General features: G+C 66.1%; 6 protein-coding genes and 1 tRNA gene. 4 read left to right on the top strand and 3 right to left on the bottom strand.

From position 1 onward, the window contains the following. The first annotated feature begins 186 nt into the window (after window positions 1–186). From EJI00_RS25155 to EJI00_RS22455, 3 genes are all read left to right on the top strand, one after another. Window positions 187–281: transfer RNA gene (locus EJI00_RS25155), tRNA-OTHER, on the top strand. Window positions 282–303: 22 nt separating this feature from the next. Next, window positions 304–936, top strand: coding sequence for a DUF6806 family protein (locus tag EJI00_RS22460; RefSeq protein WP_126749696.1), 633 nt, complete (start codon window positions 304–306; stop codon window positions 934–936). A gap of 40 nt (window positions 937–976) precedes the next feature. Further along, entirely contained in the window at window positions 977–2,278 is a 1,302-nt protein-coding gene (locus tag EJI00_RS22455) for an MFS transporter (protein WP_126749695.1), read from the top strand. Between the two features lie 10 nt (window positions 2,279–2,288). On the opposite strand, the gene EJI00_RS22450 is transcribed toward EJI00_RS22455, so the two are convergent. The 3 genes from EJI00_RS22450 to EJI00_RS22440 are packed head-to-tail and all read right to left on the bottom strand — an operon-like array spanning window position 2,289 to window position 5,445. Then, window positions 2,289–3,071, bottom strand: coding sequence for a hypothetical protein (locus EJI00_RS22450; RefSeq protein WP_126749694.1), 783 nt, complete (start codon window positions 3,069–3,071; stop codon window positions 2,289–2,291). An 11-nt stretch (window positions 3,072–3,082) separates the two neighbouring features. Further along, the gene (gene murI, locus EJI00_RS22445; protein ID WP_126749693.1) at window positions 3,083–3,895 is read right to left on the bottom strand and encodes a glutamate racemase; all 813 of its coding nucleotides are present in this window, start codon (window positions 3,893–3,895) and stop codon (window positions 3,083–3,085) included. After that, on the bottom strand, window positions 3,892–5,445 hold the full coding sequence (locus EJI00_RS22440; RefSeq protein ID WP_126749692.1) for a fumarate hydratase: 1,554 nt from the start codon (window positions 5,443–5,445) through the stop codon (window positions 3,892–3,894). The genes murI and EJI00_RS22440 overlap by 4 nt, the downstream gene beginning before the upstream one ends. Before the next feature lie 194 nt (window positions 5,446–5,639). On the opposite strand from EJI00_RS22440, the gene fumC reads away from it, so the two are divergent. Next, window positions 5,640–7,037: a class II fumarate hydratase gene (gene fumC, locus EJI00_RS22435; RefSeq protein ID WP_126749691.1), complete on the top strand. Its 1,398-nt coding sequence runs from the start codon at window positions 5,640–5,642 to the stop codon at window positions 7,035–7,037. The last annotated feature ends 59 nt before the right edge of the window (window positions 7,038–7,096 follow it).

Below are 7,096 nucleotides of genomic sequence, written 5' to 3'. Positions count from 1 at the left end.
CCGCGCCGCATCAACCACCGTTTTCGTCAGTTTGATCTTGGCCATGTTTGTTCTGTGGAATTCCCCGATTTCCAGGAGCCAGGCAGGAGCCAAGCGAAAGGGAACCGGGCCGGTCTGCATCGAACACCGGGGTATCATCGAGACGAGGTGTCCCTATGAAAACCCGCCCCAGAGGGCTCGATACAAGCCCGGAGGGTCTCGGTGCAGTACCGATTCTTCGGCTTAAAATCCGCCGCTTCCTTAATCGGGGCATACGGGTTCGACCCCCGTTCCGGGCACCACATCTAGACAAGGGAGCACACAATGCCTCGTTACAACGCTCCATTTGAAATTCATGTGCACGGCGACGTGCCGCTGCGGTCCGACGTCAGCTTCGACCAGATCCAGGAAGCGCTCAAGCCGCTGTGGGCCTATGCGGGCGCCAAGTCGCTGGCCGACGGTGCCACCAGCACCTACGAGGAAGAACCCGGCATTCGCTTCGAGCAGAAGGACCACATGCTCCAGATGTGCTGGACAGTGCCGGGCGACGAAGACTTTCGCCAGGCGCTCGACGAGATGTGCATGGCGCTTAACGAGCTGTCGGAGCGCGGCGCGGCCATCGAGGTCACGTTCTACGACACAGACTTCGACGAGGAAGAGGGCGACCCCGACGAAGAATCCCGTGACGATTTCCTGATGCTGTTCGTCGGCCCCAATCCGGCCGCGATCATGCAGGTGCAGCGCGATTTGCTCGTGGAAGACGTCGTCAACCTGATGGAGCGCCATTTCGACGGCGCCGAGCTGGGCGGCGTGGTTTCCGAAATCGACCGCCTGTTCAGCGACCGCTTCGATGCGCTCGTGAACTCGCTCGAAATCGGCAAACGCCCGCGCGGCACCGGCGGCAGTGGCAGCGGCGGCGGGCACGGCGGCGGCCGCCGTCCGCGCCACCTGCACTGACGCCGTTCGCGCGACGCCCGGCGCCCCGATCGATCGCCGCATGGCGCTGTTTCCGTCCTCCGCCCTGAACCCCGGCGTGCGCAAGCGCGAGGTGTTCGGCTGGGCGATGTACGACTTTGCGAACTCGGGCTACACCACGGTCGTCATCACGGCCGTGTTCGCCGCTTACTTCGTGGGTGGCATCGCCAAGGGCGCGCCCTGGGCGGCCTTCGCATGGACGGCGGCGCTCAGCATCTCCTATGCCATCGTCATGCTCTCGATGCCTGCCATCGGTGCCTGGGCCGACCGGCGAGCAGCCAAGAAGCGCGTGCTTGCCGTGGCGACGCTGGGCTGCGTGGTTGCGACCGCAGCGCTCGCGCTCACACCCGGGTTTTCGGGCACCCAGGGCGTTGCCATTGCCATGGCGCTGGTGATCGTCTCTAACACTTTCTATTCGTACGGCGAGTCGCTGACCGGCGCCTTCCTGCCTGAACTCGCAACGGCCGAGGGAATGGGCAAGGTCAGCGGATGGGGCTGGGGCTTCGGCTATATCGGTGGCATGCTCGCGCTCGGCCTGTGCCTGGCCTATGTGCTGTCGGCCCAGGCGAAAGGCCTGCCGGCGTCGCACTTCGTTCCGGTCACCATGCTGATCACGGCGGCCATCTACGGCGCGGCAGCCTCGGCCACGTTTGCATTGCTGCCGGAGCGCGCGCAGCCCCAGGCGGCGACCAGGGCAGTTGGCACGTGGCAGCAACTGCGCGCAACCCTTCGCGAGGCGCGCGCGTACCGCGACTTCATGCAGTTGCTGATCTGCACCGTTTTCTACCAAGGCGGCGTGGCGGTGGCCATCACGCTGGCCGCCATCTACGCGGAACAGGTCATTGGCTTTGTTGCGAGCGAGACCATGGTGCTGATCTTCGTGCTCAACCTGGCGGCCGCGCTGGGTGCCTTTACCTTCGGCTACGTGCAAGACCGCGTGGGCCACAAGGTCTCGCTGGCCGCCACGCTGCTGGCGTGGGTTGCCGTGTGCGTGATTGCCGCCATGGCAACCACCAAGGGCGCCTTCTGGTGGGCCGCGGCCATCGCAGGTCTTGCCATGGGGTCGAGCCAGTCGGCCGGCCGCGCGATGACCGGCTACCTTGCGCCGCCCCAGCAGCTTGCCGAGTTCTTCGGGCTCTGGACCTTTGCCACGCGGCTGGCGAGCATCATCGGTCCGCTCATGTTCGGCGCCATCGCGTGGGCCGCGGGCGGCAACCAGCGCATTGCCATTCTCTCGACCGCAGTGTTGTTCGTGGCGGGCTTGCTGCTGTTGCTGCCCATCGACATGGCGCGTGGCCGCACAGCCGCTCTGCGCAGCCGGTAGAGCCCGCGGGTCAGGGCATCTGCTGTTGCTGCAGTGACTTCGGTACCCGGTAGCGCTCGCCGTCGTAGCGCAGCGTCACGTTGCTGAACCGCGCGGGCAGGGCTTTCTCGGTGCAGCCCTGGTCTTCCTGCATTTGCGCGTGGCTCTGCACCAGCGTGCGCGAGAGCTGCAGGTCGGCGTAGCCGTTGCTCGCCGACTTGCCCACAGAAAGCATGGTGCGCAGCTTCTCGAAGCGGCCGGTGCAGGTGCTGTCCCATTCGCCGCTGTCGTGGTCGAGCTCTACTTCTTGCAGTACCTGTCGCAGCTTGCTGCCGTGGTGCACGTAAAGGCGAATGGTTTCGCTCGCGGCCGAGCTGCCCGGCGCGGTGCTCTTGTAGCGCACGCGCAGCCCGAAGGCACGCGTATCGGCAGACAGCACATAGCGCGAGGTGTCGATGCGAATGTCCTGAATGGCGGTTGCGCTGTCTTCGTCGAGCGCCTCGGGCTGGAAGACGCGGCCGATGACCGTGTCGCGCTCGGTATTGCCGTTGTCCGGGCGCTGGATGAGCAGCAGTTCCAGGTCGAACACCTTGGCGCCCGTGCTGCTGGTCTCGCGCGGCACCGGCAGCACCACGATGCTGCGCCCCGGAAATGCCGGCCACGGCTTGCATGCGGCCAGCCGCTCGTCGAGCGCGCGATTCGGATACAGCTTGGCATGCATGCGCTCGGCCAGGCCGCTCTCGCAGGCTGCATGGCTCAGGCCGGCGGCCGAGAGGCACAGCAGGAGCAGGGTGCGGCGTAGAAACAGGCGCATGCCGAACGGCTTCAGACGGCGCTCACAGCCGGTACTGCCGCACTTTGTTGTCGAGGCTTTTGCAGCCAGTGCGCGGCGGCCGCTTCGAGCACGGCCAGATCGCCGCTGCCCTGCAAGACCAGTCCGCCGTCGCCACCATCCGCAAGCCGGCCGAGCGAAGCCAGTACGCGCCGGGTCTGCTGCGCAACCGGTGCGCCGGTGTCGATGAAGCGCAGCGCAGGCGGTGCATGGCGCTGCAGCTCGCTCTTCACGAGCGGGTAATGCGTGCAGCCGAGCACCACGGTGTCGACTTCGCCGGAGGCATGGCCGAAAGGCCCGGCCTCTGTCATGTAGCGTTCGCACAGCGCGGCAATGGCCTCGGTTTCGAGGCCTTCGATGGCCTTCACGAGCCCGTCGCAAGGCACGGCCCGCACGGTCGCCGATCCTGCAAAAGATTCCCGCAGCGCCGCGTACTTGGCACTGGCCAGCGTGCCGCGCGTGGCCATCACCGAGATGTGCCCGGTGCGGCTCGTTGCCACGGCGGGCTTGAGCGCGGGCTCCAGGCCCACGATGGGCAGCGCCGGATGCTCGGCGCGCAGCAGGTGAATCGCCGCCGTGGTGGCCGTGTTGCAAGCCACCACGAGGGCCTTGATGCCGTGCTCGGCGATCAGCTGTTCGGCCACATTGCGCGAACGCTCGATCACATAGGCATCCCCGCGCTCGCCATAGGGCGCATAGGCCGTGTCCGCAAAGTAGACGAAGCGTTCATGCGGCAACTCGGCGCGCAGCGCGGCGAGCACGCTGAGTCCGCCGACGCCGCTGTCGAAGACGCCTACAGGGCTCAAGCTTCTTCCATCATGATGGTCTTGAACTCGCCGCTGGCAATGCGCTTCTGCCACTCGGCCGGGCCGGTGATGTGAGCGCTGGTGCCGCCCGCATCGACAGCCACCGTCACGGGCATGTCGACCACGTCGAATTCATAGATGGCTTCCATGCCCAGGTCTTCGAAGCCCACCACCTTGGCAGTCTTGATGGCCTTGCTCACCAGGTAGGCGGCGCCGCCCACGGCCATGAGGTAGGCGCTCTTGTGCTTCTTGATGGCTTCGATGGCGACCGGTCCGCGCTCCGCCTTGCCGATCATCGCGATCAGGCCGGTCTTGGCCAGCATCATCTCGGTGAAGCCGTCCATGCGCGTGGCGGTGGTCGGGCCGGCCGGGCCCACGGCTTCGCCCTTCACCGGATCGACCGGGCCGACGTAGTAGATGACGCGGTTGGTGAAGTCCACCGGCAGCTTCTCGCCCTTGGCCAGCATGTCCTGGATGCGCTTGTGCGCGGCGTCGCGGCCGGTGAGCATCTTGCCGTTGAGCAGCAGCGTGTCGCCCGGTTTCCAGCTTGCCACTTCGGCGGGCGTGAGCTTGTCGAGGTCGACGCGCTTGCTCTTCTTTTCGTCGGGCGCCCAGTTCACATCGGGCCACAGGTCGAGCGACGGCGGGTCGAGGTACACCGCGCCGCTGCCGTCCATCACGAAGTGCGCATGCCGCGTGGCCGCGCAGTTCGGGATCATCGCCACGGGCTTGCTGGCCGCGTGCGTCGGGTACATCTTGATCTTGATGTCGAGCACGGTGGCCAGGCCGCCCAGGCCCTGCGCGCCGATGCCCAGCGCGTTGACCTTCTCGTACAGCTCGATGCGCAGCGCCTCTACCTTGCTGAGCTCGGCACCCGAGGCCTTCTTGGCCTGCAGTTCGTGCATGTCCAGGTCGTCCATCAGGCTTTCCTTGGCCATCAGCGCGGCCTTCTCGGCCGTGCCGCCGATGCCGATGCCCAGCATGCCGGGCGGGCACCAGCCGGCGCCCATGGTGGGCACCGTCTTGAGCACCCAGTCGACCACGCTGTCGCCGGGGTTCAGCATCACGAGCTTGCTCTTGTTCTCGCTGCCGCCGCCCTTGGCCGCGACCGTCACTTCGACGGTGTTGCCCGGAACGATCTCGGTGAAGATCACCGCGGGCGTGTTGTCCTTGGTGTTCTTGCGGTCGAACTGCGGATCGGCCACGACCGAGGCGCGCAGCGTGTTGTCGGGGTGGTTGTAGCCGCGGCGCACGCCTTCGTTGACGGCGTCGTCCAGCGAGCCGGTAAAGCCGCCCCAGCGAACGTCCATGCCCACCTTGAGGAACACGTTGACGATGCCGGTGTCCTGGCAGATCGGGCGGTGGCCCGTGGCGCTCATCTTGCTGTTGGTCAGGATCTGCGCAATGGCGTCCTTGGCGGCGGGGCTCTGCTCGCGCTCGTAGGCCTTGGCCAGGTGGGCGATGTAGTCGGCGGGGTGGTAGTAGCTGATGTACTGCAGCGCGGCGCTGATCGATTCGATCAGGTCGGCCTGCTGGATCGTGGTCGTCATGGTGGGGGTGTTATTGGAGTGGGGAACGCCCACCGATTATCTCAGCCACGGCGTGCCGACCCGCCCGGATATGGCACGAGTCAGGCAGCGGGCGTATCGTGGAGCGAACGGTGCGGTCAAAGCCCTCGTCAAATGCGAGCCATTCTTATTGACGACATACTCGCCACACCCAAGACTGCGGAGCTTTTTCCATCATGACCACTTCCCCCAAGACCCGTGCCGAGCGCGATACCTTCGGTCCGATCGACGTGCCCGCCGACAAGCTGTGGGGCGCGCAAACGCAGCGCTCGCTGCAGAACTTCGATATCTCCGGCGAGCAGCAGCCGCGCGAGATCATCAAGGCGCTGGCGCAGGTCAAGCGCGCGTCGGCGGTGGTCAACCACGCGCTCGGCCTGCAGGACGAAAAGAAGACCAAGGCCATCGTGGCCGCGGCCGATGAAGTCATCGCCGGCAAGCACCCCGGTGAGTTTCCGCTCGTGGTGTGGCAGACCGGCTCGGGCACGCAGACCAACATGAACGTGAACGAGGTGCTGGCCAATCGCGCGAGCGAATTGCTCGGCGGCGAGCGCGGGGAAGGGCGCCTGGTGCACCCCAATGACGACGTGAACCGCAGCCAGTCGAGCAACGACGTGTTTCCCACCGCGATGCACGTGGCCGCCGTGGAGGCCATCACGCACAAGCTGCTGCCGGCCATTGCCAAGCTGCGCGGCACGCTCGAGCAGAAGTCGAAGGACTTTGCAGACATCGTGAAGATCGGCCGCACCCACCTGCAAGACGCCACGCCGCTCACGCTGGGCCAGGAGTTCTCGGGCTACGTGGCGCAGTTGGCGCACGGCGAGGCGCATGTGCGCGCCGCGCTGCCGCACCTGTGCGAACTGGCGCTCGGCGGCACGGCTGTGGGCACCGGGCTCAATGCGCCCAAGGGCTATGCGGAGCAGGTGGCGGCGGAACTGGCCAAACTCACGGGCCTGCCCTTCGTGACCGCGCCGAACAAGTTCGAAGCCATGGCCAGCGTCGATGCGCTGGTGCATGCCCACGGCGCGCTCAAGACGCTCGCAGCCAGCATGAACAAGATTGCCAACGACGTGCGCTGGCTCGCGAGCGGCCCGCGCAGCGGCATCGGCGAACTCAGCATTCCCGAGAACGAGCCTGGCTCGTCGATCATGCCGGGCAAGGTCAATCCGACACAGAGCGAAGCCGTCACGATGCTGGCAGCGCAGGTGTTCGGCAACGATGTGGCCATCAACATCGGGGGCGCTTCGGGCAACTTCGAACTCAATGTGTTCCGCCCGATGGTGGCGCACAACTTCCTGCAGAGCGTGCGCCTGCTGGCCGACGGCATGGTGAGCTTCAACGACCATTGCGCGGTGGGCATCGAGCCGAACCGCGAGCGCATCACCGAGCTGGTGCAGCGCTCGCTGATGCTGGTGACGGCGCTCAACACGCACATCGGCTACGACAAGTCGGCCTACATCGCGAAGAAGGCGCACAAGGAGGGCACGAGCCTGCGCGAAGCGGCGATTGCCTCGGGGCACCTCACGGCCGAACAGTTCGACCAGTGGGTGGTGCCTGAAAACATGACCGGCCGTTGAGACCGTCTCGCCCATGAAAAAAGGACCCGCGGGTCCCTTTTTGTTTGCCGGCCGATCAG

Origin of the sequence: Variovorax sp. DXTD-1, assembly GCF_003984625.1 — a bacterium.
Taxonomy (GTDB): domain Bacteria; phylum Pseudomonadota; class Gammaproteobacteria; order Burkholderiales; family Burkholderiaceae_C; genus Variovorax.
Note: the sequence above shows the minus strand (reverse complement) of the source record. Positions and strands in the feature narration are given on the sequence as shown.

Coding starts and splice junctions, on each gene's coding strand:
- EJI00_RS22460 (WP_126749696.1), top strand. CDS start 304: ATGCCTCGTTACAACGCTCCATTTGAAATTCATGTGCACGGCGACGTG.
- EJI00_RS22455 (WP_126749695.1), top strand. CDS start 977: ATGGCGCTGTTTCCGTCCTCCGCCCTGAACCCCGGCGTGCGCAAGCGC.
- EJI00_RS22450 (WP_126749694.1), bottom strand. CDS start 3,071: ATGCGCCTGTTTCTACGCCGCACCCTGCTCCTGCTGTGCCTCTCGGCC.
- EJI00_RS22440 (WP_126749692.1), bottom strand. CDS start 5,445: ATGACGACCACGATCCAGCAGGCCGACCTGATCGAATCGATCAGCGCC.
- fumC (WP_126749691.1), top strand. CDS start 5,640: ATGACCACTTCCCCCAAGACCCGTGCCGAGCGCGATACCTTCGGTCCG.